The 25281-nt window shown below is 67.2% G+C and carries 25 protein-coding genes; 6 read left to right on the forward strand and 19 right to left on the reverse strand.

Annotated elements, in window-relative coordinates:
* Positions 1-25: 25 nt before the first annotated feature.
* The 9 genes from IR212_RS12720 to IR212_RS12760 all read right to left on the reverse strand — a co-directional run bounded on the left by IR212_RS12720 (position 26) and on the right by IR212_RS12760 (position 8451).
* Complete coding sequence (locus IR212_RS12720) at positions 26-1039, reverse strand: sugar phosphate isomerase/epimerase family protein (RefSeq protein ID WP_194396256.1); 1014 nt, start codon at positions 1037-1039, stop codon at positions 26-28.
* 49 nt (positions 1040-1088) lie between these two features.
* Positions 1089-1856, reverse strand: a complete 768-nt coding sequence (locus IR212_RS12725; RefSeq protein WP_194396257.1) for an SDR family oxidoreductase — start codon at positions 1854-1856, stop codon at positions 1089-1091.
* Between the two features lie 37 nt (positions 1857-1893).
* Positions 1894-2886, reverse strand: coding sequence for a LacI family DNA-binding transcriptional regulator (locus IR212_RS12730; protein ID WP_194396258.1), 993 nt, complete (start codon positions 2884-2886; stop codon positions 1894-1896).
* 61 nt (positions 2887-2947) lie between these two features.
* Positions 2948-3724, reverse strand: coding sequence for an RraA family protein (locus IR212_RS12735; RefSeq protein ID WP_194396259.1), 777 nt, complete (start codon positions 3722-3724; stop codon positions 2948-2950).
* A gap of 62 nt (positions 3725-3786) precedes the next feature.
* Positions 3787-4278 carry a ribose 5-phosphate isomerase B gene (rpiB, locus tag IR212_RS12740; protein WP_194396260.1) on the reverse strand — a complete coding sequence of 164 codons (492 nt, stop codon included), beginning with the start codon at positions 4276-4278 and terminating at the stop codon, positions 3787-3789.
* Position 4279: 1 nt separating this feature from the next.
* On the reverse strand, positions 4280-5191 hold the full coding sequence (locus IR212_RS12745) for a carbohydrate ABC transporter permease (protein ID WP_194396261.1): 912 nt from the start codon (positions 5189-5191) through the stop codon (positions 4280-4282).
* Position 5192: 1 nt separating this feature from the next.
* Complete coding sequence (locus IR212_RS12750; protein ID WP_194396262.1) at positions 5193-6140, reverse strand: carbohydrate ABC transporter permease; 948 nt, start codon at positions 6138-6140, stop codon at positions 5193-5195.
* A gap of 8 nt (positions 6141-6148) precedes the next feature.
* Positions 6149-7468 carry an ABC transporter substrate-binding protein gene (locus IR212_RS12755; RefSeq protein ID WP_194396263.1) on the reverse strand — a complete coding sequence of 440 codons (1320 nt, stop codon included), beginning with the start codon at positions 7466-7468 and terminating at the stop codon, positions 6149-6151.
* A 62-nt stretch (positions 7469-7530) separates the two neighbouring features.
* Positions 7531-8451: a ribokinase gene (locus IR212_RS12760; protein WP_194396264.1), complete on the reverse strand. Its 921-nt coding sequence runs from the start codon at positions 8449-8451 to the stop codon at positions 7531-7533.
* Positions 8452-8575: 124 nt separating this feature from the next.
* On the opposite strand from IR212_RS12760, the gene IR212_RS12765 reads away from it, so the two are divergent.
* Positions 8576-9589, forward strand: a complete 1014-nt coding sequence (locus tag IR212_RS12765) for a LacI family DNA-binding transcriptional regulator (RefSeq protein WP_194396265.1) — start codon at positions 8576-8578, stop codon at positions 9587-9589.
* 406 nt (positions 9590-9995) lie between these two features.
* Here the strand turns inward: IR212_RS12765 and IR212_RS12770 are convergent, their stop codons facing one another.
* The 5 genes from IR212_RS12770 to IR212_RS12790 form a co-directional block, all read right to left on the reverse strand.
* On the reverse strand, positions 9996-11555 hold the full coding sequence (locus tag IR212_RS12770) for a glycoside hydrolase family 43 protein (protein WP_194396266.1): 1560 nt from the start codon (positions 11553-11555) through the stop codon (positions 9996-9998).
* A 17-nt stretch (positions 11556-11572) separates the two neighbouring features.
* Positions 11573-12577, reverse strand: coding sequence for a LacI family DNA-binding transcriptional regulator (locus tag IR212_RS12775; RefSeq protein ID WP_194396267.1), 1005 nt, complete (start codon positions 12575-12577; stop codon positions 11573-11575).
* A 7-nt stretch (positions 12578-12584) separates the two neighbouring features.
* Positions 12585-13421: a carbohydrate ABC transporter permease gene (locus IR212_RS12780; protein WP_194396268.1), complete on the reverse strand. Its 837-nt coding sequence runs from the start codon at positions 13419-13421 to the stop codon at positions 12585-12587.
* Position 13422: 1 nt separating this feature from the next.
* Positions 13423-14394, reverse strand: coding sequence for a carbohydrate ABC transporter permease (locus IR212_RS12785; RefSeq protein WP_194396269.1), 972 nt, complete (start codon positions 14392-14394; stop codon positions 13423-13425).
* Between the two features lie 78 nt (positions 14395-14472).
* The gene (locus IR212_RS12790) at positions 14473-15744 is read right to left on the reverse strand and encodes an extracellular solute-binding protein (protein ID WP_194396270.1); all 1272 of its coding nucleotides are present in this window, start codon (positions 15742-15744) and stop codon (positions 14473-14475) included.
* A gap of 582 nt (positions 15745-16326) precedes the next feature.
* On the opposite strand from IR212_RS12790, the gene IR212_RS17190 reads away from it, so the two are divergent.
* A complete protein-coding gene (locus IR212_RS17190; RefSeq protein WP_237684548.1) occupies positions 16327-16500 on the forward strand; it encodes an SIP domain-containing protein in 174 nt (57 codons plus the stop codon).
* Positions 16501-16503: 3 nt separating this feature from the next.
* Here IR212_RS17190 and IR212_RS12800 read toward each other — a convergent pair whose 3' ends face one another.
* The 3 genes from IR212_RS12800 to IR212_RS17130 form a co-directional block, all read right to left on the reverse strand.
* Positions 16504-16935: a RidA family protein gene (locus IR212_RS12800; RefSeq protein ID WP_194396271.1), complete on the reverse strand. Its 432-nt coding sequence runs from the start codon at positions 16933-16935 to the stop codon at positions 16504-16506.
* Positions 16936-17007: 72 nt separating this feature from the next.
* The gene (locus IR212_RS12805) at positions 17008-18279 is read right to left on the reverse strand and encodes a Glu/Leu/Phe/Val family dehydrogenase (RefSeq protein WP_228479311.1); all 1272 of its coding nucleotides are present in this window, start codon (positions 18277-18279) and stop codon (positions 17008-17010) included.
* Positions 18280-18298: 19 nt separating this feature from the next.
* A complete protein-coding gene (locus IR212_RS17130) occupies positions 18299-19588 on the reverse strand; it encodes a flavin-containing monooxygenase (protein WP_228479312.1) in 1290 nt (429 codons plus the stop codon).
* A gap of 188 nt (positions 19589-19776) precedes the next feature.
* Here IR212_RS17130 and IR212_RS12810 point away from each other — a divergent pair, with 188 nt between their 5' ends.
* From IR212_RS12810 to IR212_RS12825, 4 genes are read left to right on the forward strand one after another with little or no spacing between them, the layout of a single operon-like run.
* On the forward strand, positions 19777-21102 hold the full coding sequence (locus IR212_RS12810) for a four-carbon acid sugar kinase family protein (RefSeq protein WP_194396273.1): 1326 nt from the start codon (positions 19777-19779) through the stop codon (positions 21100-21102).
* Positions 21099-21968, forward strand: a complete 870-nt coding sequence (locus tag IR212_RS12815) for an NAD(P)-dependent oxidoreductase (RefSeq protein WP_194396274.1) — start codon at positions 21099-21101, stop codon at positions 21966-21968. The genes IR212_RS12810 and IR212_RS12815 overlap by 4 nt, the downstream gene beginning before the upstream one ends.
* The gene (locus tag IR212_RS12820; protein ID WP_194396275.1) at positions 21965-22738 is read left to right on the forward strand and encodes an SDR family NAD(P)-dependent oxidoreductase; all 774 of its coding nucleotides are present in this window, start codon (positions 21965-21967) and stop codon (positions 22736-22738) included. The genes IR212_RS12815 and IR212_RS12820 overlap by 4 nt, the downstream gene beginning before the upstream one ends.
* Entirely contained in the window at positions 22735-23535 is an 801-nt protein-coding gene (locus IR212_RS12825) for a cyclase family protein (RefSeq protein ID WP_194396276.1), read from the forward strand. The genes IR212_RS12820 and IR212_RS12825 overlap by 4 nt, the downstream gene beginning before the upstream one ends.
* A gap of 66 nt (positions 23536-23601) precedes the next feature.
* Here the strand turns inward: IR212_RS12825 and IR212_RS12830 are convergent, their stop codons facing one another.
* Positions 23602-24366 carry an amino acid ABC transporter ATP-binding protein gene (locus tag IR212_RS12830; RefSeq protein ID WP_194396277.1) on the reverse strand — a complete coding sequence of 255 codons (765 nt, stop codon included), beginning with the start codon at positions 24364-24366 and terminating at the stop codon, positions 23602-23604.
* On the reverse strand, positions 24359-25273 hold the full coding sequence (locus IR212_RS12835; protein WP_194396278.1) for an amino acid ABC transporter permease: 915 nt from the start codon (positions 25271-25273) through the stop codon (positions 24359-24361). The genes IR212_RS12830 and IR212_RS12835 overlap by 8 nt, the downstream gene beginning before the upstream one ends.
* Positions 25274-25281 lie beyond the last annotated feature (8 nt).

The following is a 25281-nucleotide window of genomic DNA, read 5'->3' on the forward strand; positions in this document are numbered from 1 at the left end:
GCAGTGGTTCCCGCCGTGGCCACCGTCATGGATTCGGGTGTCGATCGCACGCGGCCGCGTGCGCAGTGTAAAGGGCGGAGCTGGCGAGTCGCAGTGCGGCGACGGAGTCGTGTTTCGCCTGCGCGGCGCTCAGCGCGTCGACGTCGAGCGTGTCCAGGGCGCGGGAGATCTGCTTGAGGAAGTCGATCGCCGCGTCGGCCGCGTCGACGCTGTCCTCGCGGAACGGGAACTGGTCGAGCTGCCACACACCCCGCCAGTCGTTCTTGCGGAGGGTGTAGAAGAACTCGAACAGCTCGATCGGATGGATGCTGCCGGCGATCATGTCGTCGTCCCACCCGCGGAGGTTGTCGTTGACGTCGATCCCGAACAGCCGGCCATGGTCGATCGCCAGCTGCGCGGAGTCCGCCGGCGACTCGCCTCCGAACAGTGCGTGCCCGAAGTCGAGGAGGACGCCGACGTTCGGGAGCCCGATCCGCTCGATCCCCAGCAGGGTGCGCGACACGGAGTGGTAGCTCATGTGCACGCGCGGCTCGCGTGGCTTGTACTCGATGACGAATCGCAGGTCCGGGTTCTCCGACGCGAGCCGGCCGACCCCTTCGATCGACGCGGTCCACAGCGCGCCGTGGTCGACCTGGAACGGGTAGTCCCAGCCGTCTTGGCCCGGCCACAGCTTGACGTACTCCGCGCCGAGTCGCCGCGCGACGCCGGCCGAATCGGTCACCAGCTCGTGCGCGAGGCGGCGCAGTCCCGGATCCGGGTTCGTGAACGAGCCTTTCGCGAAGACGCGGGTGTAGATCTCCGGGGTGATGCCGATCACGCCGAGGCCGTTGCGGCGGAGGGCTCCCTCGATCTGGTCGTGGCTGAAGTCGCCGCCGAAGTACGGATAGTTGAGGTCGACGACGGAGAGGTCCCGCACCCGACCCGCCAAGTCGATCGCGTCCAGGATGGTACGAGGGTCCCCGTATCCGTCGGTGGCATAGCGGTCGACATAGGTGGCGAAGTGCCAGATCCCCGCGCCGAAGCGCTGTTCGTGCTGCATTGTCGTCCTTCTCGCGTCTGCGTCGTCGGCTGTGATCAGGTTCCGCGGGTCACCAGATGACGTGGCCGCCATCGACGAGGAGGTCGATTCCGGTGATGTAGGACGCGGCGCTGCTGAGCAGGAACGCGACCGGCCCCGCGATGTCATCGGGTTGCGCGTTGCGCCCGAGTGGCGTGTCGGCCGCGTACCCCGCCATGGCGTCCGCCTGCTCAGGGCGCTCGGTCATCGGCGTGACCGTGTAGCCCGGGCTGACGGAGTTGACCCGGATCCCGTGTGGCGCCCATTCCCAGGCCAGGCTCCGGCCGAGGTGGACGACGCCTGCCTTCGCCGTGTTGTAGTGCGCCTGATGCAGCCCTCGGTTGGCGATGGTCGCCGACATCGAGGCGATGTTGACGATCGCGCCGCCGCCGTTGCGCATCATCGCCCGCCCCTCGGCCTGCGCCGACAGGAACACACCCGTCAGGTCGATGTCGATCACACGCTGCCATTGCCCTGGGGTCATCTCCTCCGCAGGAGCCGCACCCGCGATGCCGGCGGCGTTGACGGCCAGGGCAAGCGGGCCCAGCTCGTGCTCCACGATGAAAACCGCGCTGTCGAGTTGGTCGGCATCGGTGACGTCTGCGGTCGCGGCGAGGGCGAGACCTCCGATCGAGCGGATGCTGTCCGCCGTCTCGATCGCGCCGGCGGCCGTGACGTCGATGCACCCCACTGCGGCGCCCGACCGCGAGAGCTCGAGGGCGATGGCCCGGCCGATTCCGCTTCCCGCACCCGTGACGAAGGCGACGGCGCCGTTGAAGCCGAAATTGATGGATGACATCACTGATGTTCCTCGCAGATCTGCGCGTTCGTCGTCTTCATGCCGCCTCCTGATCGCATCCGCAACTTCGTCGGACGACGAGCATGTTCTCGAGCGCGCGGTGGATGACCTCGGCGGGGCTCTCGATGAGGTGGGCGACCGCCTGTGCGCCCATCTCGGTGATGGGCTGCGCGATCGAGCTGAGTGGCGGGACGGCGAACGCGCCGGCTGTCGTTCCGTCGATCGCGACCACGGCGACATCCCCGGGAACCGCGATCCCCTCCCGGTCCAGGCCGCGCAACAGGCCCAGGGCCTGAATGTCCGAAGACACCAGGACGGCGGTGGGTGCGGGCGTCTGTGCGGCGACGGCCCGCGCGGCTGAGAAGCCCCCTGCGAAGCTGAACGCGGCGCGCTCCGCCACCGACGGGTCGAGCTGCGCTTCGTCGAGCGCGCGCCGCCAGCCGTCCTGCCGTGCGTCGGAGACTCCGGCATCAGGACCGCCGACGAACGCTATGACGCGATGCCCGTGTTCGATGAGGTGCTGGGTTCCGACGTAGGCTCCGCGCTCATTGTCCGCGCGGATCGTCGAGATGGGGGCTTCATCAGGCGATCGGTCCAATGCGACGACGGGGATGGCGAGGTCGGTGAGGTCCGTCAGATCTTGATCGGCCGTCGCCGAGACGAGGATGAGGCCGTCGATCCGACGCCCGGCGAGGGACGCGATGTAGGTGCGCTCGCGTTCGATGTCGTCAGCGCTGTTGCAGACCATGACGGCGTAGCCCCGCGTGTAGGCGGCGTCCTCGATCGATCGGGCGAGTTCGGCGAAGAAGGGGTTCGACGCGTCGGGAAGGACGAGTCCAAGGGTGTTCGTACGACCCATTCGCAGCGACCGCGCAAGACCATCGGGACGATAGCCGAGCGACTCGACCGCTTCGAGCACGCGGCGGCGCGAGGCATCCGATACCGGGCGGGGCCCGTCGTTCAGCACGTACGACACGACAGCGGCAGAGACCCCCGCCGCGCGCGCGACATCGTTCCTGGTGACGGCCACGTGAATCCTTTCGCTGAGGGGCGGGGTGTCCCCACCCCGCCCCTCGTGCTCGGTGCTGCCGTCAGGCGCGACGCAGCGTCTTGGCGAGCGTCTCGGCGGTCGGCGCGAACGGGTGCGTCTCGACGTCGAACTTCGACTGGGTCGACTCGTTGCGCGGGATGCCGAGCGCGTCGAACAGATAGCCGCGTGCGATCTTGTCCTGCTCGGACTCCTGGATGGCGTACTTCAGCACGCCGTCGATGATGTCCTCCGGCACGACGATCGCGCCGTCGCCGTCGGCGACGATCAGGTCGCCGGGGTTGATGATCTGGCCGCCGATCTCGACGGGCATGCTGTGCCCGCCCCACTCGACGCGGCCCTGGTACATCGGCTGGACGACCCAGCGCGACCAGATCGGAAGGTGCTTCGACTCCAGCGTCTCGTCGGTGTCGCGGGCGCCGCCGTTGGTGAGGCACCCCTTCGCGCCGAGGGCGGCCCAGATCATCGAGTCCATCGATCCCACGGCCGGCGTCTGCGTGTTGCAGGTGTCGACCACGAGGAACGTGGTGTCGTCGATCAGGTCGGCCATATCGTTGGCGAACACCTTGCCGTACCAGTACTCGTACGCGTACTCGGTGTACTGCTCGGGGGTCATCGTCGGCACGACCTGCTGCGTCGGGATGTGACGCATGGTGTGCGCGAAACCCGCCGCCTTCGTGCGCCACAGCGGACGGATCTCGGGCGAGACCGTGCCGAAGTGGTGACGTCCCATCCAGTCCATCCCGTCACGGATGTCCGTCACCCGAAGGTTCTTGACGATCTCGAGGACTTCCTTCTTCCGCTCAGCGGAGAGAGCCATGGTGTGTAACCTTTCGTTGTTGTTGATGGCCTGCGCCAGGCGGCGCGGGTCGTGCGCAGGAGCTAGCGGGCTCCTTCGTGCCGGCCGCCCACGAGGCTCTGCGCCTCGCGGGTGGCCGCTTCCATGTCGGCGAGCTGCGCGACGCGCCGCCGGAAGTCTGGGTCGGTGCTGAACTCGGCCTCGAGGTAGGCCGTGATGACGTCCTCGGCGATCTTGCGGCCGACGATCCACGCGCCGAGGCACGCCACATTGACGTCGTCGTGCTCGACGCCCTGCCGGGCGACATACGTGTCGTGGATCACCGCGGCACGTATTCCGGGCACTTTGTTGGCCGCGATCGCCGCGCCGACCCCGGTGCCGCAGACGAGGATCCCCCGCTCGGCTTCGCCGGACGCGACCAGCGCGGTCACGCGCTGCGTCATCATCGGGAAGTCGACGGGATCGTCGTTGAGGGTGCCGACATCGATCACCTCGTGCCCGATCGATTCGAGGAAGTCCTTCACATGCGGCTTCAGCAGGAAACCGGCGTGGTCGTTGGAGAGTGCGATGCGCATGTCAGCCCTTCAATCCGGAGGTGGCGATGCCTTCGACGAGCAGTCGCTGGAAGGCGATGAATATCCCGAGCACGGGCAGCAGCGAGACGATGCTCATCGCGAACAGGGCGCCGAAGGCGGAGTAGGAGGTGGCGTCGATGAACGACCTCAGCGCCAGCGGCACCGTGTACAGCTCGGTGTCGGTGAGGTAGATCAGCGGTGTGAAGAAGTCATTCCAGCTGTAGATGAAGGTGAAGATGGCCGTCGTCGCGAGCGCCGGCTTGGACAGCGGGAGGATCACCCGGAAGAAGATCCCGAAATGTCCGCAGCCGTCGATACGGGCCGCTTCGTCGAGCTCGCGAGGGATGGCACGGAAGAACTGCACCAGCAGGAAGATGAAGAACGCGTCGGTGGCGAGGATCTTCGGGACGACGAACGGCAGGTACGTGTTGATCCAGTCGAACTCGCGGAACAGGATGTACTGCGGGATCAGGATCACGTGGTGCGGCAGCATCAGCGTCGCGAGCATCACCGCGAACCAGACCTTCTTGAACTTGAAGTCGATCCTGGCGAAGGCGTAGGCCGTGAGCGAGCACGCGATGAGGTTCGCCAGCACGCACAGTCCCGACACCAGCAGCGAGTTGAAGATGAAGCGCCAGAACGGCGTCCCTGCAACCCCGGCGAATCCCTGTTCGTAACCCTCGAGCGTGAAGTACTGGCCGGGCCAGATGCCGGGATCGTTGATCTGTGAGTCGTCGCGGAAAGACGCTCCCAGCATCCACAGCAGCGGGTAGAACATCACGGATGCCATCGCGATGAGCATGAGGTGGCGGTAGAACTGCCGCTTGCCGAGGGGACGGGGACGCTCACCGCGGCGCCCGCGCTTGTGGAGCGGCGGGACGACGACCGCTTCCGTTTCGGTGATCGTGGTCATGTCACTCGTCTCCGTAGTAGACGACGCGGCGGCTGAGCGTGAACAGCAGCACGGCGACGGCACCACTGATGATCAGCAGCACCCAGCCGAGCGCCGACGCGTAGCCCATGTCGAAGTCGACGAAGCCGCGCTGGTAGAGGTACAGCGTGTAGAAGAGGGTCGAGTCCGCCGGCCCACCGGTGCCGTTCGAGACGACATACGCCGAGTTGAAAGCCTGGAACGCCGCGACGACGTTCATCAGGACGTTGAAGAAGATCACCGGGCTGAGCATCGGCAGAGTGATCGAGCGGAACTGCCGCCACGCGCCCGCCCCGTCGATCTGGGCCGCCTCGTACAGTTCGGTCGGGATGTTCTTCAGTCCGGCGAGGTAGATGATCATGGCCGCGCCGAACTGCCAGATGTTCAGGACGATGAGTGTGCTCAGCGCGGTGGAAGGCGTCCCGATCCAGGAGTAGCTCGTGTCGATGCCGACGACGGAGAGCAGGTTGTTGAGCAGGCCGTCGCTCTCGAAGATGAACCGCCAGAGGATCGCGATCGCCACGCTTCCGCCGATGAGCGACGGGACGTAGAACACCGCTCGATAGACCGGCAGGGCACGGATGCCCCGGTTGAGGACCGTCGCAAGGAAGAGGGCGAACACCTGGACCAGCGGAACGGAGACCAGAAGGTAGATGAACGTGACGCGCAGCGCCGCCCAGAACCGCGGATCGGACGTGAACATCCGCACGTAGTTCTCTGTCCCGATCCATTCGGCGTCTCCGATCACCGCGTAGTCGGTGAACGAGAGGTAGAGCGAGACGACGACCGGGCCGCCGATGATGAACACGAACCCCAGCAGCCACGGCGTCATGAACGCGTAGCCTGCGAGATTCTCGCGCCGCCGGCGCGCCCGGCCGCTGCGTACAGCAGTCGGCACGGGGGCGACCGGGCGCTCGATGGTGGTGGTCATGGTCGGAGTCAGTTCAGTGCGTCTTCAGCCGAGGCGAAGAAGGCGTCGACGGCGGCGTCGACGGTCATCTCACCGAACGCGACCGACTGGTACAGGCGCAGCAGCTCGTTGCTGATGGTGTTGAGTCCTGCCGGGTACCGCGAGGTGGTGAGATCGCCGGCTTCGGTGAGGCCGCGAAGGATCGTGACGTTCTGCTTGACGCCATCGGGCGTCGTGTCGTCCTCGAGCAGCGCATCCTGCGCGTCGGTGTTGGTGAGGATGCCGTTGTCGGACTGGAAGGCGAGCGCCGCGTCCACGTCATTCGCGAAGAAGTCGATCCACGCTCCAGCCGTCGGCACGTTGTCGCAGGACTCCGGGATGGAGATGCCGTTGGAGCCGAGGATGTTCGCGGACTGGTCTTCGTCTTCGCTCGGGATCGAGACCTGTTCGATGTTCGAGGGCTTGCCCGCACCGGCGAGCGCCTGCTCGGTGATGTAGATGTGTGGGATGTCGCGGGTGCCGGCGACGGCGGCGCCGGTCGCCATCGGGGTGAGCTCGAGCGCGCCGTTCTGCTCGGGGATCGACGACGGGGGCAGGATCACGCCGGCGTCGGCGAGGTCGAGCCAGTACTGCAGGTAGTCGGCGAGCATCTCCTTGTCGAAGCCGAGCTCGTTGTCCTCGGTGAAGACCTCTCCCCCGTGGCCGATCACCCAGGAGGAGAAGGTGAACATGAGCCCGCCTTCGTTCTCCGCGGCATAGACGCCGGCAGGGAGCTTGGGCTGCAGCTGCTCGAGCCACGCCGCGTAGTCCTCCCACGTCATGTCGTCGTTCGGCTTCTCGAGGCCTGCTTCCGCGACCATGTCGGCGTTGTAAGCGAGCAGGCGGACGAAGGTGCCGGTGGGGATCATGAACTGCTCGCCGCCGATCTGCCCCGCCTCGAGCACATCATCGGGAATGCCGCTGACATCGATCTGACCCGACTCGATGAGATCGTCGAGCGGACGCAGCACACCCTTGTCGGCATACTGCGCGAAGAACGTGCTCTGCGTGCCTGTGGCACACGGCAGATCGTTGCCCGCGGCACGGACGGTGAGACGCTCGATGTAGGCGTAGTAGTCGGCCACTTCGGTCTTGATCGACGCTTCGGGGTACGCCGCCTTGAAGAGATCGCCGACAGCGTCGACCTTCTCCGCTCTGGCGGGCGTTCCCCAGAATCCGTACGCGATCGTGCCTTCGACGGCGCCCGAGGCGTCAGACGAACCACTGCCGCCGCCGCAGGCCGACAAGGCGACGGCTCCCGCAGCGAGCGCGGCGACCGCGGTCGTCATTCGGATGGACTTCTTCGACATGTGGTGCTCCTCTTCGTTGAGATGCGATCGTTCGTTCTGGTGTTGATCGCGGGGGTGGTTGGTCAGGCGATCGCCTCTGCGGCGGCGCGGTCCGGTTGCGACTGGGCGCCGGGGCTGGAGACGGACGCGGCTGCGGCGGCTGATGCAGCCGCCATCGCGGCGACGATGTCCTCGCGCCGCGCCAGCGAGGCGGCCAGCGTCCCGACGTAGACGTCGCCGGCTCCCGTCGTGTCGACGACGTCTCGCACGATGACCGCGTCGACCGCGGCGACTCGGCCGCGCGTGGAGGCGAAGACCGAACCGCGCTCGCCGAGCGTCACGACGCAGGCGCAGCCGGTGGCCGTGACGACGGCAGTGGCCAGGTCCTCCGCGGCCGGGGCCGCGCCGACGAGCGATCGCGCCTCGGACTCGTTGACGACGAGGAGGCTGATGTCGGAAAAGGTGGTGCGCTCGAGTTCCGCGTAGGGGGCCAGGTTGACCACGACGGTCGCCTGCCTGCGCGCGGCGCCGCGGATGATCTGCTCGACGCGTGGGATGGGGATCTCGCACTGGACGACGACGATGTCGTTCCGTGCGATGTCATCGAGTGCAGCGTCCACAGTCGTGGCAGCGAGGTCGGCATTCGCGCCGGGCGCCACGATGATCTCGTTGCTGCCGTGGGCATCGACGAGGACGATCGCGACGCCCGTGGCTTCATCGGCGGAGCGGGCAGTCGAACTCGTGTCGATGCCGTGCGCGGCGAAGTTGGCGAGCACGTCGTCCCCCGGCTGATCAGAACCGATCGAGCCGACGAATGCGACCAGTCCGCCTGCACGGGCGGCGGCCACCGCCTGGTTCGCACCCTTACCGCCCAGGCCCAGGGAGTATGCGCCTGACAGCACCGTTTCGCCGGACCGGGGAAACTCCTCGACCACCAGCACGTGGTCGTGGTTCGCCGAACCGAATACGAACACCCGGCCGGTGTTCACAGCGCCGTCGCTCATGTTCTGTCTCCGTTGATCTACTCGTGTAGATAAGAAATCTACACGAGTAGATTAATTTGGCAATGGGCAATTGTGAGAAACCTGCTCGCGAGGTCGGGTGGCGGTCGCGTCATAGGATCGCCGCATGGTCACGCGCAACGACGTCGCTCGCGCCGCCGGGGTGTCCACGGCGGTCGTCTCGTACGTGCTCAACGACGGGCCCCGCCCGGTTTCGACAGCTGCACGCGCGCGAGTGCTGGCCGCCATCGACGAACTGGGCTACCGGCCGGACAGCGTCGCCCGGTCCATGCGCACCCGCACGACCAACTCGATAGGGTTCGTGCTCCCCGAGATCAGGCTCGAGTACTTCTCCGTGATGACCCAGCGGATCACCGAGATCGCGCGTGCGCGCGGCCTCAGCGTCATCGTGGCCACGTCGAACGGAGATGTCGACGTCGAGCGCGAGCACCTCACCGACCTCGCCGGCAGACGGGTCGACGGAGTCATCCTGATGAGCGTCGACCCCGCGCAGGACTTGACCTGGGCCGCCGACCTCGGAATGCCGATACTGCTCGTCGACCGACCGATCGTCGCCGTCGAAGGCACGGCCGCCGCCACCGAGCACCTCATCGCATCCGGCCGCCGTCGCATCGCTCGCCTCAGCGCTGACGCGGAGGGTCAGATGACTCGCCGGAGAGACCGAGGCTGGGAGCGCGTCCTCCGTGAACACAGCATCGCTCCCGCCGATGCACGACTTCTACGCGTGAGCGGCTCGGAGTCCGCGGGCTACAAGGCCGCGCACGACCTCCTGACAAGCCCTGGCCGTCCAGACGGAGTGGTCATCGACTCCCCACTCCATGCGGCGGCCTTCCTCCGCGCGGCCGCAGACCTCGGCGTGCGAATACCCTCCGAAGTTGCGGTAGTGGCCATCGAATTCGGTCGCGCGGCCGAATACAGCGTCCCCCGACTCACGTCCGTCGACTCGCCGTTGGATCAGATCGCCGAATGTGCCGTCGACGCGATCACGTCAGCTTCCCGCGACGATCACGTGCTCACTCTCGATGGCACAGACTTCGCATTGACCCCTCGAGAATCCTCCGGCGCACCGGTCGATCTGACGCTGACTGCGTCGCAGCGCGATAGGAAGAGGACGTCATGATCACGGATCGTGTCGAGACGGGCACCCATCGTCCGCGCGAACGATGTATTTACGTGCTGCGTGGGTGACAGCCTAACCGCTCGAAGTCGCGACTTCGTTGACCAGGCATCGCGCTTGACGCCGACTGACGGCGCGGGTGATCTCCGCGGTCAGAGTTGCGGGGGTGGGATCGCGGGGAAGATTGATGACGATGCCGTGTTCGAGCGATCAGCTCGCGCAGGGTGATCAAGCGGAGGCGGAGGCGGAATCGATACCGAGGATCAAAGAACCGCCCCAGGGCGCGCAGGCGCAACTCGGGCATTGCCCTGTCTCGTCCACTTGGTCGGAGGCCGTCTCAGTGACGGGGCGGTGCTGCGCGGAAGGACAATGGAGTCCACCGGGGTGGACGGCACCCCCGTCCTTGCCTCTAGCTTTCACGGTAGTCAAACCAATCGAATTCCCCGGTCGCCCCAGCCCCCACGGCGTAGAGTCCGATGAACACACCCGTGAACCCCCCAGCGACCTCCGTGCTCAAGTAGCGCGTTTCCACAGGCTGGAAATTGTGCTCATTCAACCCATCGGTAGACAGGCAGCTGAACGAGTAGGTGTCGTCGTTCCCCGAAACGGCGAGGATCAATGGCCCGTCGGACACGGGGAATGAGTTCTCTGCGCTCATGTCACCAACCACCCTGCGGTTGACCACAAACCGTTGTCCCGAACGCTCGGTGACGAACATCTCGTAGTGATGACGCTCATCCATCCGCGCTATCAGCCCAACTTCACCGCTGGCCGGCTGCGCCTCAACCAAAGTCGATGCCGAAAACCTCACATGTTGCTGACGGCGACCGAGGAACGAAAGGTCAGGATCTCCGGTATGCGCCGAACGCCCTGTCAGCGTCAACCATCCCGGCCTTCGAGTCAGCGATGAGTTCGAGCCGATCGGCCGGCGGAGGCTGGCCCACTCTACGGCGAGCTCGGCTTCGTCGAAATCATCCCTACCCGATGAGGTCGGTGTGGTCTGGGCCAGCGTGGGCCGAACGTGCTCGGCGAGAACTTTCCCATTCTCACCGATCCGGGGCCACCCTTCAGAGTCCCAGGACACCGGTGCGAGGAAGGTCTCTCGTCCGATGTGGTGTCGACCCTTGTGAGGCCGAGTACCGAGGAGGACCGCCCACCAGGTGCCGTCATCGAGCTCGACGAAGTCGGCGTGGCCGGTGGACTGAATGGGACTCGCGAGGCTGCGATGGCTGAGGATCGGATTCGCGGGGTTCGACTCGAAGGGGCCCCAGGGACTTTCGGCCCGCGCGATCGTGACCATATGCCCGGCTTCGGTGCCGCCTTCCGCCACAAGCAGGTAGTACGAGGCACCGCGCCGGAAAAGGTGCGGGGCCTCCGGAAAGCGTCCTCCAGATCCCGCCCAAAGGAAGCGGGTCGGGCAGAGCTTCGCGCCGGAGAAAGGGTCGACAACACACTGCTGGATTCCGCGAACGAATCCCGGGTCCACCGCGTGCTCGCCGTGGGGTTCAGGCTCGACGTTGGACTGGAAGTAAGTTAATCCGTCTTCGAAGTAGAGCGACGGGTCGATTCCGTCTTGGTCGACCCAGACCGGTTCGGACCACGGCCCATACGGGTCGGTTGTGTGGACGATGAAGTGGCCGCCGCCGGAAACGTTTGTTGCCGTGACGAAGAACACTCCGTCATGCCATCGGATTGTGGGGGCGTAGATCCCTTGAGACGGACCCGCTGCGCGGAGGTCGAGTTGAGACTCTCGTGTGAGAACGTGCCCGATCTGCTTCCATTGAACGAGGTCGCTGCTCTCGAAAAGCGGAATCCCGGGGAAATACTCGAAGCTGCTTGACACAAGGTAGAAGGTCTCCCCGACCCGGCAGATACTCGGATCGGGGTAGAAACCGGGGATGACTGGGTTCGAGAACGTGGCTCGCGTCTGCTTCGGGGATGCCGCGGCTCGGTCGGGTTCGGTCGCCATCTGTCGCTGCTGCCCGCTCACGACAGCGCGGTCGATCCGCGCTGGACCAACTCAACCGGCATCACGATCTGCTTTGTTGATTCGGGATCTGAGACCTGCTGAAGCAGGATCTCGAGCGCCGCGTCAGCGACCTCCACGATGGGCTGCCGTACCGTGGAAAGGCCCGAGTCCGAGGCTGAAGGCAGGTCGTCGAAGCCTAGGACTGCGACATCTTCGGGCACGCGCATTCCGTGCTCTGCAAGCACGGCAAGGGCTCCGACTGCCATCGTGTCAGAAGCGACGAAGACCGCCCGGGGACTGAGTGGAAGAAGTTCTCTCATCCGCACCTCCCCGGATCGCCGGGTGTAGTCGCCCTCGCGGATCAGCTTCGGGTCTACGACGATCCCGCTCTCACCGAGCCCAGCGATGAAGCCCTCGCGCCGTTCGCGGCCCGACGGGGTGTCCTCAGGGCCGTTGATCATCGCGATCTGAAGTCGTCCGAGCGTTGCCATGTGGCGCCCGGCGATTCGGCCGCCCTCCAAGTTATCGACGGAGACCGAGCCAAAGACTGCTGGGTACGGGTTGGGTCCCATCGTGACTACAGGTACGTCGAACTCGCTCAGGCGATCGATGAGCGACTCGCGGGTGTGGAAGGCGGAGACGATGAGCCCATCGACCCGTCGTGGACCGACAACTTGGTCGATGAGGGTGTCCTGATCGCCCTCTTCGTCGAAGATGAACAGGGCCACGGTGATCCCGTGCTGAGCTGACGCCCGAGTTATGCCGCGGATCAGCACGCCGAAGTACGGGTCGTCGAAGAGGGCCGATGCACCCAGCGGGACTACGAATCCAACGACTCCGGTTCGTTGTGAGACCAGCGACTTGGCCGATGCCAACGGTCGATACCCGGTGTCGGCGATAACCTGCTCTACGCGCGCGCGCACCTCCGATCGAACCTCTCCGCGGCCGTTGAGCACCCGTGACGCCGTCGTGCGCGAAACGCCGGCGAGGGCGGCGATGTCCTTGATTGTCAGTCTGCTCACGAGCGCATCAACCCTTCACTGCGCCAGCGGTCAGACCCTGGACGATGTAGCGTTCCGCAACACCGTACGCCAGGACCGTCGGCACCATCGCGACCACGGAGTAGGCGAGAACGCGCGCCGTGTCATACGTGTAGGAGCCGGCGAACCGCGACAGCCCCAGGGGAATCGTCCAGCTCTCTGGATCGGTCAAGATCAGCAGCGGAAGCAGGTATCCGTTCCAGCTCGTCACCAACGCGAGGATCGAAACGGTAATGAGGACCGGAACCGACATCGGCAGCAGGATTCGGAGGAAGAACCGCATCGGCCCGGCGCCGTCCATCGCGGCGGCCTCTTCGAGCTCTTGGGGGATGGACTGGAAGAAGGGCCGGAGGATCACCACCGTCACCGGCAACGCGAACGCAGCCTGGGGCAGCGCGACGCCAAGCGGGGTGTTGAGCAGGTCAAGCTCCCGAAGCATGAGATAGAGCGGAAGGATCGCGACTGCCGCCGGGAAGAGCAGACCCAGCGTGAAGAACGCGTAGACCGACTCTCTGCCCCTGAAGGTGAACCGTGAGAGGGCGAAGGTCGCGAGTGTTCCGCAGATCAGCACGATGAGGACGGTCAGAAGTCCAACAAGCACGCTATTGAGGAGTGGTCGCCAGAATACGTCGCCACCGAGCACCGCAGCGTAGTTCTCCCAGACCCAAGGATCGGGAAGCCCGAGCGGGTTGGTGCTGATCTGCCCTGAGGTCTTCAGACTGCCGAGCACGGCGTACACGAATGGGACCAGGGTCAGCAGGGCTGCCACGATCAAGACGGTGTAGCCGAGCGGACTACGTCGGTCCTGCTTGCTGGTAGTCGCCATGTCAGCGCCCCCTTGCCGTCGTGTCGATGGGGTTGTCGCGGGAAAGCACCCATCGTTGGTACGCAATCGCGAACAGGAATGAGATGACGGCGACGATGACGGCGATCGCGCTGGCGTAACCGAACTCGTAGCTCTGCAGCCCGCTGCGCACCATGTAGGTCACCATCGTGGACGACGCCCCCACCGGCCCGCCTTGGGTCATCACCCAGACCAGGTCGAAGAGCTGGAGGGAGCCGATGATCGCGAGGAAGATGCATATCCGCACTGTTGGCCCGATCGCGGGGAAGGTGACGTAGCGGAATACCTGCGCCCTGTTGGCGCCGTCGATTCGAGCGGCCTCCAGGTGTTCCTGGGGCACTCCCTGCAGGGCGGTGAGGAAGAGGATCGTGTAGAAGCCGAAGAACTTCCAGGTGACCACCCAAAGGATGGCGTACATCACTGTCGCCGGGTCACCCAGCCAGGCGTGCGCGACGGCATCGAGACCGATCGTCCGCAGCAGTTCATTGACGAGACCAGTCGGGGCGAGCACGAAGTCCCAAAGGACTGCCGCAATCACCTCCGAGATGATGTACGGCAGGAAGAAGGCGACACGAAAGATCGCTCTGCCGCGGAACCGGCCGGTGAGCAGCGTCGCGATCCACAGAGCAAGCGGCAGTTGCACGAGCAGCGAGACCCCGATAACCGAGATGTTGTTGAAGAGTGCTCGATGGAACGCGGAGTCGGTCCAGGCGCGCAGATAGTTCGCGAGGCCGACGAAGTCGGTAAGAGGCTCGATACCGTTCCACTTGAAGACGCTGTAGAACGCCGCCTGTGCCAACGGCGCAAAAACGAACAGCGCATAAAGCGCGACTGCGGGGGCGAGGAGAGCCAGCACCAATCCGATGCGGCGACGTCGGCGGACGCGCCTCTGGGAGTGTTGCCGTTCCCCCGGAAGGGCCACTGACCCGGTCTTGACGGATTCGGTCGAGATCATGGTTCCCTATTCGAGATCGAATGGCGGTTGAAGGTCGCACGGTGACTTGTGGACCTCCAACCGCCACACGGAGGAAAGCTACTGCGCCTGGGCAACCTGCGTGATCGCTTCGGCGGCGGCCTGTGGCGTGAGCGTGCCAGCGAAGATCGCCTGCACGTTGTCATTGATCGCCGTGCCGACCGCCGGCGCGTACGCCTGGTCGAGGAACACCTGCAAGTAGTCGAGCTCTACCAGGGCGTCACGGATCTGACGCTGGTAGGGGTTCTCGATCGAGTCCTCCGCGCCGTTCGCGACGGGGAGAAGCTGACCCGCCGCACCGAGCTTCTTCTGCGACTCAGTTGAGAGGATGAACTCCAGGAACTCGATGGTCTCCGGCGGAGCGTCCTTGCCGACCGCGAAACCGTTGATTCCACCGAAGCCGACCTTCTCGTCGGTCGATGTGCCCAGCGGGTAGGGGAACCAGCCGAGGTCGTCCCCGAGACCCTCGCCGTTCTCGGCGACACTCGCCTGTGTGCCCGGGCTCCAGCTTCCCATCAGCTCCATAGCTGCCTGACCGTTGGCGATCAGGCTTGATGCGCCTCCCGCCTCCGCATAGGCGGTACCAAGGAACCCGTCCTGGAAGGCGTTGGCAGCAACGAGTTCGTCGATCCGCTCCCCAGCCTTGATAAATGCGTCGGCCGTGAAGTCGCCGGTCTCACCCGCGTCGATGAAGGGCTGGCTGCCGCCTTCGGCGAGCCCACCCTCAGCCCAGTAGAACATCGCCGGCCACTTGTCCCCGGCGCCGAGCGCCAGGGGTGTTACTCCGGCAGCCCGAAGGGCCTTGACCGCGGACATGAACTCTTCCCACGTCGTCGGCACCGCGTCGATGCCTGCCTGAGCGAAGAGCGCCTTGTTGTACCAGACGCCCACCAGCCCGGAGTCGTAGGGAACGCCGTATTGCTTTCCGTCGATCTGCAGGCCGGCCACAGCCCCGGCCGCGAGATTATCGATCCACCCCGAAGTCGACTCGGACAGATCCTGCACGAGTCCTGCGTCGACCTGCGCGCCGAGGACTCCGCCGCCCCAGGTCTGGTAGATATCGGGAAGGTCCCCGGCCTGTGCGCGCGCGTCGATCCCGGTCTTGAACTCCGGATCGTTTTGCACAGTGATGTCGATGGTGACCCCGGGGTGCGCCGCCTCGAACTCGTCGGCAAGCTCCTGCCAGACCCCACGCGTGGGCTCCTGTGTCTGGATGTGCCACCACTCGATGGTCACGTCGTCGCCGTCATCGCTCGACCCGGCGGCGCAGCCACCGAGGGCGAGCGTTCCGACGAGAGCTAGACCCAGCGCCACAACTCCTTTGTTGCGCATTTCATCTCCCTTGATTGCGAGAAACCGCCACGGTGCAAGATGGCCGGAATCGGTTCCGGAATCGGTTCCAGTGGCATCGTAGGCCTACTTTGCTGTTCGCCGCAACAAACTCTTCGAAGACGCCGACTGGCTTGCCGGTTCCACCGACGAGCACGTGCCGACAACGGCGCCACGGTTTCGACGAGAGGGTCGGCGACGGAGCACAGCTGGCGTCGACCAGACCTGTCGCCCGCGAGTGTCGGCGAGCATGGTCGTCGGTCCCCCGACGATCGGCGCACGTCGAGCGGGCCGTCGAGGTGCTGGACCTCGACGCGCGGCACTGCGTCGCCCTCATGAACCTGGTGCTGCACGAGACACGTGCCGATGTCGCCGAGGTCGACGGCCGGCCCCTGGCGATCTGGGAGCGACGACGAAAGGACACCCCCACGCCGTCGTCCGCCTCCTCCGCTTTCGCGCTCCAACTGCGCGGCGAGGGCGGCGTCGGCCCCCGCTCGGCGCACGCGCCGAGATCGGCGGCCCCCCGCGGGTCCAAGGTGCTCGTCGGCCGGCCCGACGCTGGGTTCCTCGCGGGCGACGACGGCCGTGCCCGCGATCCGCCGATGCACGCGGGCGATGGACGCCGCGGCCGTCGGGAGCATCGTCGTGGAGGTGATGGATGCCGCGCACGAGCTCACGATCCACGCGCCGGCGGGCGTCGTGGTCGAGTTCGTGCACTGCGGCGACCGGGCGTCCGGTGCGGCGCTGCCGCACGCCTGAGATTCAGCTCATCGCAGAAATGTCCACCTCGAGCCGCTTGAGCGGCAAGGCGGACGCACCCCGGAATGCGGTGACTTCGATCTCGACCTTGAACTCCCCCGCCAGTGGACTGCAGGTAACGGTGCTGACCGGGTCGATTCCGCGGTAGTGCTCGCCGACGACCGCCATGACCGCCGGCACGTCGTTGATGTCCGGAACGAACACCCGCGAGCGCACAACGTCCGCGAGAGAAGAACCGACGCTCTCGAGCGACTTCCTCACATTGGCGAAGGCCTGGACGGCCTGCGTGGCCGCGTCGTCCGGCATCTCCCTCGTCGTATAGTTCCTGCCTGAGGTGAGCGAGCTGAAGATCCAGTCGCCGACGACCACGAGCCGCGAGAAGCTCTCGCGCTGCTCGAACGGGCTGCCGGTGCTGACCTTGGTGATTTCTGGCATGGGTGGCTCTTGCCTTCTCTCTGTGTGCAGACGAGTGTGTGCGAGGCGCCCGCGCGGGCGGACGCCTCGCGATCAGGGGTAGAGGCCGCGGAGCCGGTGGGCCTCGGCCACGCGTTCGACGGCGATGGCCGTGGCCGTCTCACGGAGCGAGCGACCGGTGCGCAGGGACGCGGCGTGCACCTGGCGCCAGCTCTCGGTCATCCGCTCGCGCAGGCGTTCCTCGACCTCGGCGCTGGTCCAGCGGTACGCCTGATTGGCCTGCGCCCACTCGAAGTAGCTGACGATGACCCCGCCGGCGTTCGCAAGGATGTCCGGCACCACCAGCACATCGCGTGCGCGCAGGATCGCGTCCGCCTCGGGCGTCGTCGGACCGTTGGCACCCTCGACGACGATGCGCGCCTGGACGCGCCGCGCGTTGCCGGCGTGGAGCACCCCCTCGATCGCGCACGGGGCGAGCACGTCGACCCGCAGCTCGAGGAGGGCGGCGCCGGTGAGGGGCTCACCGCCGCCGAAACCGGTGACCGTACCCGTGAGGCGGACGTGTTCCTCGAGCGCGCGGATGTCGAGCCCGCCGGCCGCGTACACCGCGCCGTACTCGTCGCTGACGGCGACGACGCGCACCCCGGCGTCGGCGAGCAGACGCGCCGCCCCCGCGCCGACCTTGCCGAATCCCTGCACGGCCGCCGTTGGACGGTACGGCAGCAGGCCGTGCGAGCTGAGGGCTTCCAGGGCGACGATCGTGAGACCGAGCGACGTGGAGTCGGCACGCCCCAGCGAGCCCCCGAGTCCGAGCGGCTTGCCCGTGACGGATGCCGGGAGCGTGACGCCGCGCCCGGTCGACACCGTGTCCATGATCCAGGCCATGGTCTGCGCATCGGTGCCGACGTCGGGTGCGGGGATGTCACGGTCGGGACCGATGAACTCCCCCAGCTCGCTGGCGTAGCGTCGCGTCACCCGCTCCAGCTCCGCGCGGGAGTGCAGGCGCGGGTCGATGGCGACCCCGCCCTTCGCCCCGCCGTACGGGAGGTCTACGAGTGCGCACTTCCACGTCATCCACATCGCCAGGGCGCGCACCTCGTCGATGTCGACCGAGGGCCTGAACCGGATGCCGCCCTTCGCGGGTCCGCGCGACAGGTTGTGCTGCACCCGGAACCCGGTGTGGATCGTGATCGTCCCGTCGTCGCGGCGCAGCGGAACGCTCACCGTCATCTCCCGGCGCGGCCGCGAGAGCATGTCGTACAGCCCCTGATCCAACTCCAGGTAGGTGGCGGCGTCGGACAGCTGCCGACGGGCGGCCGCCAGCGGGGAGCCGGCGACGACGGGGATCGATGCGGTCACGGTCACGGCGGCGGTCGTCGGCGGGTCAGACGGCGACGAGCTCGTCCGGACGGTCCGCGAACTCGGCGACGGCCATCGCGAGGCGTGCCTCCGCCGCTTCGAGCTCCTCGACCCACGCTGGCAGCAGCCAGTCCATGCGGCCGCTGGGCACCTCGTCGGCGAACACGGTCTCCGCGAGCGGGCGGCCGATGCGGGCGCGGGCGGCGACGAGCTGCGCGATGGTCTGGGCGCCGCGGCCGTAATTGTGCGGGGCGCCGCCACGCGGGCTGCACATCCCGGAGTAGTAGAGGTTGTCGGCATCCGACGACACCAGGCCGCCCACGATGCGCGACGGGTACCCGGCGGTCTCCGTGATGACGCCCTCGGCGACGAACGGCACCGGCGCACGGTATCCGGTCGCCCAGACGATGGTGTCGACCTCTTCCACGGAGCCGTCGGTGAAGTGCACGCTCTGACCGTCGAAGCGGCTGATCTCCGGCACCGCGCGCACGCGCCCGCGCTGCGCCCAGTACGGCACCAGGGTGCTGAACGTCGGCGGCGTGGACGCCCAGTCGTCGTGCTCCGGCTCGGGGAATCCGTATGCCGACGGGGTGCCGATGCTCGCCTTGACGAGGAACCGGTTGAAATCGTTGAGGGTGCCATCCGGTGTGTGCTTGAGGAATTCGAGGTTCCCCCGAGGCGTGCCGAAGAACGACTGCGGGACGAACCAGGTGCCGGAGCGGAGCGACATCATGGGGCTGCGGCCGGACGCGATCGCATCGGTCACCATGTCGCACGCGGAGTTGCCGGAGCCGACCACGAGCACCCGGTCGCCGACGAAGTCTGACGGGTTGTGGTATTCCGATGTGTGCAGCTGCGTGCCGGTGAACGCGCCGGGATAGCTCGGAATCCGGGGTGCCCACAGGTGGCCGTGCGCGGCGACGAGAGCGTCGAAGTGCTCGACCGTGCCGTCGCCGAGGGTGACGTTCCAGCCGTCGGTGCCGCCGTTGAGCGGCACGGCTTCGACCACGTCGGTGTTGAAGGCGATGTACTGGCGCAGGTCCGCGGCGTCGGCGAACCAGCGGATGTACTGCCGGTACTGCTCGCCGGTCGGGAACGACGGGTACGACTCGGGCATCGGGTAGTCACGGAACGACGTCGCCTCGCGGGACGTGAGCAGGTGGACGGTGTCGTACACCCGGGCCCACACGCCCACGACGTCATCCGTGCGCTCGTACGCCTGCACGTCGAAGCCTGCGTCGACGAGCTCGCGGATCGCCACCAGCCCCGTCACTCCAGCGCCCACCACGCAGACGCGCACCTTGTCCGTTGACATCAGAAATCCTCTCCTGCCCCGTCCGGGAGAACGGGCATGGCATGACGGTACCCATGCGTGAACTAAGTAGTCAAATTATTTTTGCTAGTGATTGACATCGTTACTTGCTGTAACGTGGCGTTCACAATCATTTGCTTCCTTTAGTTCAATCATGATCGGAGACGCATGTTGATCACGGAGCTTCCGCGATGACGGCGGTCATCGTCGACGACGATCCCACCGGTGCCCAAACTCTGCGCGATGTCGCCCTGATCTTCGGCGTCGACCCCGCGCTGCTGAACCGTCACCTCGATGCCGGCGAACTGGCGGTCTGCGTGCTCACCAACTCCCGTGCCCTCTCGGCGGACGCCGCGCGCTCGGCCAATCAGCGCGTCGCGGCCGCCCTGCGAGAGCGGGCGGGCGCCATGCCACTGCTCGTCAGCCGTGGGGACTCGACGCTGCGGGGCCACGTTGCCGTCGAGGTCGGTGCGCTGCGCGCGGCACTCCCCGACGGGGCGGGGGTGCGCCGCGTGTTCGTCCCCGCGTTCATCGAGGCCGGACGCACCACGCGCGCCGGCCGGCACTTCGTCGACATCGCGGGCCAGCCGGTGCCCGTCGGCGAGACGCCCTTCGCCACCGACGCCCGCTTCGGATTCTCTTCGTCCGACCTTCCCGACTTTCTCGCCGAGGTCGGCGCGGTCGCCGATGCAGGCGAGGTCGACATCGTGCCGCTCGAGCTCGTCGCCGAGGGGACGGATGCCGTCGCCTCCGCCATCGCGAACGGTGGGGGATCCTGGACCGTCGTCGACGCGACCACCGTCGCCCACATCGACGCCATCGCCGCAGCGCTGCAGCGTCTGCATGCCGCCGGAGTCCCTATGGTCGTGCGCTGCGCGCCGTCGCTCGTCCGAGCCTTGGCCCGGCGCGACTCGCTGCCCGCGCTCACCGATGACGAGCTGCGGGCGGCGTTCCCTGCCCGGCGGGGTCACGGGCTGGTGGTCGTCGGCTCGCACGTGCCGCAGACCACCCGCCAGCTCGCATCGCTCACCGGCGTGACCGGACTCGCCCGCTTCGAGGCCGGCATCGACGCGCTCACCTCCGAGGATCCGGGCGATCGCGCGGCGCTGGTCGAGGCCGTCGTCGCTGCGCTCCAGACGAACGACGTCGTGCTCGAGACCCCCCGCGCCGAGGTGCGCGACACCTCGGCCGGCGGCGATCTCGCGCGCCGACTGTCCGACTCGCTCTGCGAGATCGTCGCGGCCGTGCACGCCCGCGCCGAGCTGGGCTGGGTGATCGCCAAGGGCGGGATCACCTCTCACGAGACCGCGGCGCAGGGACTCGGCATCCGTTCCGCGTCCGTCGTCGGGCAGCTGTTCGACGGCAAGGTGTCGATCATCCGCCCCATCGAGGCGCTGCGCCGCACCATCGACCTGCCGTATGTCATCTTCCCCGGCAACGTGGGCGGCGACGACGATCTGCGGATCGCCGTCGAGCGCCTGCGCCGGCTGACCTTCACCGACGAGGAGACCTCATGACAACGATCGGTTTCATCGGCCTGGGCGCGATGGGGCGGCCGATGGCCCGCCACCTCGCCGCTTCGGGCTTCACTGTGACCGGGTTTGACCCGTATGCGCCTGTCGACCGGCTCGACGGCTTCGAGCGCGCCCACACCGCCGCCCAGGCGGCCGACGCCGATGTCGTCGCGCTGATGGTCGCGACGCCGACGCAAGCCGAGTCCGCGCTCGGCGGCCCTGACGGTGTGCTCGCCGGGCTCCGCCCGGGCGCCGTCGTGATCGTGATGGCGACGGTCGGCCTCGAGTCGGTGCAGGCCATCGCCGCGCAGGTCGAGGCCGCCAGCGGACTCGTCGTCGACGCACCGGTGTCGGGTGGCGTGCGCCGTGCGGCGACCGGCGACCTCCTCATCATGGCCAGCGCCTCACCCGACGCGTTCGCGCGGGCCGACGCGACGCTCGACGCCCTCGGCGGCAACGTCTATCGGCTGGGTGCCGCGGTCGGCGACGGCCAGCGCATGAAGCTCGTCAACCAGCTCCTGTGCGGCGTGCACATCGCTGTCGCAGCGGAGGGGCTGGCCTACGCGGAGTCGCTCGGGGTCGACCCCGAGCAGGCCCTCGCGATCCTCTCCAGCGGTGCCGCAGCATCGTTCATGCTCGCCGACCGGGGGCCGCGGATGGTTGCCGAGGAGTTCGATGAGCCCAAGAGCGCGATCGACATCTTCGTGAAGGATCTCGGGCTCGTGCGCGCCGAAGCGCGCCTGCCGCTGCCGATGGTCGACGCCGCGTTCGAGCGCTTCGCCGCTGCCTCCGCGCACGGCGACGGGCGCCTGGACGACTCCGCCGTCATCACCACCTACACCCGCATCGATCAGGAGGAGCACGCATGAGCGAAAGAGAGCTGGAGGGACGCGTCGTTGTCGTGACCGGAGGCGCCCGTGGCGCCGGCCGTGCGATCGCCGAGCGCGCGGCGGCCGCAGGCGCCCGCGTGGTCGTCGCCGACCTCGACGTCGAAGGCACGCACGAGACGGTCGCACGCGTGACGGATGCCGGTGGCTCGGCCCGCGGCATCCGTGTCGACGTGTCCGACCCCGACTCGTTCGCCGCGGCATTCGCGGTCGCGGAGAACGAGTGGGGCCGCGTCGACGGGCTCGTCAACAACGCCGGGCTCATGGTCGTCGGCTCGATCGACGAAACCAGCGTCGAGGGGTTCGACCGCGCCATGGCCGTCAACGCGCGCGGCGCGTTCATCGGCGCGAAGCTCGCCGTCGAGCACTTCCGCAGACACGGCGACGGCGGCGCGATCGTCAACATCACATCGATCTCCGGGGAGGTCGGACTCCCCGGGCAGGTCGCTTACTGCGCATCCAAGGGCGCCGTGAAGATGCTGACCAAGCAGCTGGCCGTCGATCTCGCATCCGAGGGGATCCGCTGCAACGCGGTGTCGCCCGGTTCCATCGGCGGGGAGTTCCTCGACGACTACCTGGGCGGGCTCCCCGACCCCACCCAGGCGCGCACCGACATCGTCGCCGCGCACCCGATCGCCCGCGTCGCCGATCCCGTCGAGATCGCCGATCCTGTGGTCTTCCTCCTGTCGGACCGCTCGTCGTTCATCACCGGCGCAGTGCTCGCCGCCGACGGCGGGTACACCGCCCGATGAGCCGGACACCAGGGGGACGCGTCGTCGACCTGTCCCTGACACTCGCGCCCGAGCTCCCGGCCTCGTGGCCGGGAGCACTGCCGTTCCGCCACTTCGTCGAACACTGGTTCGAGGAGGTGGCGGATGACGCCGGCATCCGTCTGTGCGGCAACAACGCGCCATACCGCTCGCACGGGCTGATCCTCGACGAGCACACCGGCACACACTTCGACGCGCCCGCGCACTTCCTCGCGCACGAGGACTCCGGCCTGCCGATGGCGCATCCACTGGGGGCCATCACCGGGGACCGCGTCGATCCCGCGCAGTTCATCGGGCCCGCGGCGGTCATCGACATCACCGGACTCGTCGGCACGGCGGCGCCGGGGCGCAGCCCCCTCATCACCGCTTCCGTCGTTCGCTCCTGGGAGGACGAGCACGGCGAGATCGCGCCAGGCGAGATCGTGCTGTTCCGCAGCGGCTGGGACGCGCACTACGTCGTCGGCGACCGCGGCGCCGAGTACATCCGGCGCCCGCTCGAGCGCGCCGACACCGACGCGTGGCCTGCCCCGGATGTCTCCGCCATGGAGCACCTGGGGGCCCGCGGCGTGCGCTGCGTCGGCACCGACGGCGCGAGCATGGGCCCGGCGCACGACGGGGCGCCCACCCATGTCGCCGGCCTCTCGCGGGGCATGGTGTTCGTCGAGTGCCTCGCCGGTCTCGACCAGCTGCCGACGCGCGGCGCGCAGTTCATCTTTCTTCCGGTGAAGGTGGCCCACTCCGCCGGTGGCCCCGGCCGCGCGGTCGCTATTCTGCCCTGAGCGGCTGAACTCCGAAGCGCCCTCCCGCTATGCGGGAGGGCGCTTCGGATTGGTGCGGTGGCGTTCTCAGAGCACCTTCGCGAAAAAGTCGCGGGTGCGCTCGTACTGCGGTGAGTCGGTCAGCTGCTCGACCGTGCCCTCCTCGAGGATGCGGCCGCGCTCCATGAAGACGGCGCGTGCGGCCACCTCCCGCGCGAACCCGATCTCGTGCGTCACGATGACCATGGTGGTGCCCTCGTCGGCGAGTTTCTGCATCACCGTGAGGACCTCCCCCACGAACTCGGGATCGAGCGCCGACGTCGGCTCGTCGAAGAGCACGACCTCGGGCTGCATTGCGAGGGCGCGTGCGATCGCGACCCGCTGCTGCTGCCCGCCCGACAGCTGCTGCGGCGTGGAGTCCGCCTTATGGAGGAGGCCGACCGAATCGAGGAGCCCGCGCGCACGGTCGATCGCCTCGCTCTTGCGGACCCCCTTTATCTTCACCGGGGCTTCGATCACGTTCTCCAGCGCCGTCATGTGAGGGAACAGGTTGAACGACTGGAAGACCATGCCCACGCGCTGACGCTGCTTGGCGATGGCGCGCTGGGGCAGCTCGACGAGGGAGTCGCCCACTCGGTGGTATCCGAGGAGCTCGTTCTCGAGGAACACGGCCCCCGAGTCGGGCTTCTCGAGATGGTTGAGGCAGCGCAGGAATGTCGTCTTGCCGGCGCCGGACGGCCCGAGGAGACAGACGATGTCGCCCTTGTCGACGGTGAGCGACACGCGATCGAGCACCGTGTCCTCCCCGAATCGCTTCGTGACGCCGACGGCGTCGAGGATCGTGTCAGCCATTGGAGAGGGTCTCCTCCGCGAGTCGCGCCTTCTGGCGCCGTTTCCGATCGAATCCGAGGCGGCGCTCGAGCAGGCTCTGGGCGACGCTGAGCACGCTGACCAGCAGCAGGTACCAGAGGCACGCGACGAGCAGCAGTGGGATCACGAGGTAGTTCTGCGCGTAGATCGACTGCGAGGTGTACAGCAGATCCGCGACGCCGATGTAGGACACCAGGGATGTGCCCTTGAGCATGTTGATGGTGTTGTTCGACAGCGGTGGGACGGCGATCCGCATCGCCTGCGGCAGTACGACGCGCGTGTACATCCGCACCGAGCCCATGCCGAGCGCCTTCGCCGCCTCGAACTGGCCGGTCGGAACACTCTTGATCGACGCTCGGAACACCTCGCTGGCGTATGCGCCCTCATTCGCGCCGAAGGCGATCACCGCGGCGAGGAAAGGCGAGACGACGGTCTTGGTGTCGACGCCGATGAGCATCGGCATCCCGGGCAGGCCGATCCCGAGCTCGGGGTACAGCAGCGCGATGTTGTTGACCAGGATGAGGATCACCAGCACAGGCACGGCACGGAAGAACCAGACCCACACCACCGCGATCGTCTGCATGATGCGACTCTGCGAGAGCCGCATCAGGGCGATGATGAGGCCGCTGGAGAACCCGACGAGCAGCGACAGCACCGTTATCTGGATCGTGACCACGACGCCGTCGAGGATGCGCGGGTTGAACAGGTAGCGCCCGACGTCGCTCCAGTCGATCGCCTCGTTGACAACGAGACTCCAAATGAAGAGCAGGGCTGCTAGGACGGCGACGGTGGCGGCGACATATCGGCCGATGGCGGGCCTCGGCCGAGTCTTCAACTCGGCCAAGGCCACGCGCTTCGCGTCCGTCGTCCCCGTTTCGAGAAGGGGCATGGGATCTA

The sequence above is a fragment of the Microbacterium atlanticum genome (assembly GCF_015277815.1).
Taxonomy (GTDB): Bacteria; Actinomycetota; Actinomycetes; order Actinomycetales; family Microbacteriaceae; genus Microbacterium; species Microbacterium atlanticum.